Annotated in this window: 3 protein-coding genes; all 3 read right to left on the reverse strand. The window is 35.6% G+C overall.

Going from position 1 to position 2289, the window contains the following annotated elements; translation table 11 throughout:
- Positions 1 to 33: 33 nt before the first annotated feature.
- Positions 34 to 1116, reverse strand: a complete 1083-nt coding sequence (locus B3J44_RS00820) for an adenylosuccinate synthetase (protein WP_286964978.1) — start codon at positions 1114 to 1116, stop codon at positions 34 to 36.
- 2 nt (positions 1117 to 1118) lie between these two features.
- Entirely contained in the window at positions 1119 to 1988 is an 870-nt protein-coding gene (locus B3J44_RS00825; protein ID WP_286964979.1) for a hypothetical protein, read from the reverse strand.
- A 2-nt stretch (positions 1989 to 1990) separates the two neighbouring features.
- Positions 1991 to 2289, reverse strand: a 299-nt coding sequence (locus B3J44_RS00830) for a hypothetical protein (RefSeq protein ID WP_286964980.1), incomplete at its 5' end; no start/stop codon positions are given.

Below are 2289 nucleotides of genomic sequence, written 5' to 3' on the forward strand. Positions count from 1 at the left end.
ATGGTATCTATATTGTATTTCATGATTTCTATTTTATTGGAACAAAGAAGTAATGTTTTTAAAATCTTTTGAATCGGGTGAAAATGATCCAAAAATTTCATTGAATTCTGTTGTGAGACTTTCAAACTCATAATCCTGCTCCAGCTGATCCATACAAGTTACAACCAAATTTCGTTTTACCATTGGACTGTAAGCTGCATCGAGTTTCAGAGCATAATTCAGAAGTTCGTAATTCAGAGTTCCAAAACGCAAATGTTTTTGGTATTCGTTAAAAACACAAGTTTCTTCTTCGTTATTTTTTAATTCAATTTCTCCTTCATTAGCCATCCAGCCGTGTCCGTGGCGGGTTGAATAACTTCGGGTTACGTAATAAACGGCTACATCTTCAATCTTTAGTTTATTACAAATTTCAATTGCATTTTTTGAAGTGGTATTGGCATAGGTTACATTTGGAAAAACGCCGTGATCCATGTCGAGCAGAATTCCCTGACTGCCTTCAAAAATCAGATTTTCATATTTTGAAAGAAACGTATAATCGACAATATTCCACTTTAATTTATCTATTGCTTCTAAATATGCATTGATTTCTTCCTCAATTCCACTTTCATTTAAAAAGCCATAGTAATATGCGATTTGGTTTAGTTTTTCCAAAAGCATTTCGCGAGGCGCAATCAAATCGATGGCAAACAATTTATACGGACCTTCATTTCTTTTCATGGTTGAACCTATGCCTTTTCCGCAGGTTCCGTTTTCAATATTTCGCACATTTCCTCTGTTGTGCCAAACATCAAAAGGAGTTGTTACTTTAGCTAATGGATGAATGTACAAATCCAGATTAGCTTTTTTTTCATTTAATTCTTCTCTTTCATTATAAAGAAAAAGCGGATGAATCGTACAATGCTCGCTGTAATAAGACGGAAGACCGCGAAGTGCTCCGCTTGCAAAACTCGAATGAACGTGTTTTCTGTCGCCAATCATAACGGTGTGTGCCGCTTGTTGTCCTCCTGAAAAGCGAATAACTATAGATTCAGGATTTTGTTTTGCCAGAAAATCTGTTGTTATGCCTTTTCCTTCATCACCAAATCCTAAACCTATAACTATTTTCGCTGTTTTCATTTTTAAAGCATTTCTATATTATCTAAACTGCTATTACTTGTATCAGAAACCGGTATTGTTCCTAAACCAGAACTTTTATGTTTATCGCAAATGATCTTTTTAATTACATTTGGAATTTCTTTGTGATCTTCTATAGACAAACAATTTTGTCCAAGTAGTTCTTTCCATTCAACATCGGCATTTATTGCTTGTCCTGAATGCAAAATACTAATATGATAGACATCGTATCTTTTTTGCGCTTCTGCTAATAATTCAAGATGTGTATAAGTCTGTTGTCCCTGACCCATAATTTCTTTAATTGCTGAAGCCGGAAGTGTTTTTAAACCTGGTTCATCACCCACTGTAAACAATAATCCTTTTTGTCCTCTTTTTTCGAATGCATCGGTTTTAGTGTGAAATGCAGCAAAATACCATGCTAAAAGGTAACTTTCTCCAGCGTTTCCTCCTCCACCGCCTTCAATATAGGTTCTTGTTAACCACATATCCAATTCTTCATCACCAGATTCAAACTGTCCAACTTGAAGCGGATATCTATCGCATTCGTGATCACCGATTCCTAAGAATAACAGTGCTGGATCTGGAACGCCACCTTGAATAATTCCTCCCATTAATTTTGGAAGTCCGTCTTTAATCAATTCGTGTGGAATATGTCCCATACTTCCTGTAACGTCCAATCCTAAAATAATCGGAACTGTATTAGGATGAACATCCGAATCTCTGGCTTCTCTAAAAATTACTCCATTCGGATTCATAGATTCGTGAGCCATATGTAACGCATTCTGTGTAAATATCTCTGCTGCAGATTTGCTAGCATAACCTACTTTTTTTGCTCTGCTTTCGCGAGCACCGAAATCATATCTTGTACCTCCCATAACTAGAATTTTTTACCAAATAAATATTCAAATCTCTTTTTTGTAACCTCAAACTGAATGTTTAAATTTCTGATTGTCAGCGAAAGCTCCATGTCTTTTTGAACAAAAGCTTCCGGCTGAAAATCGGCAAAAGTCAAACTGTTTTTATCCAGTGGACTAATGTCAATCAGTCCTTCTTGTTCCCTTTCGAGTCTTTTGATTTTTAATTCGATATCTTCGACTCTTCTTCTGTAAATTAATTCAGAATCCTCACCAATTACTTTGGCTCTGTCTTCTCTTATCTGATCATTGTTTCTTTTTA

The organism is Flavobacterium sp. UBA4854 (assembly GCF_002399805.1).
Taxonomy (GTDB): Bacteria; Bacteroidota; Bacteroidia; order Flavobacteriales; family Flavobacteriaceae; genus Flavobacterium; species Flavobacterium ginsengisoli.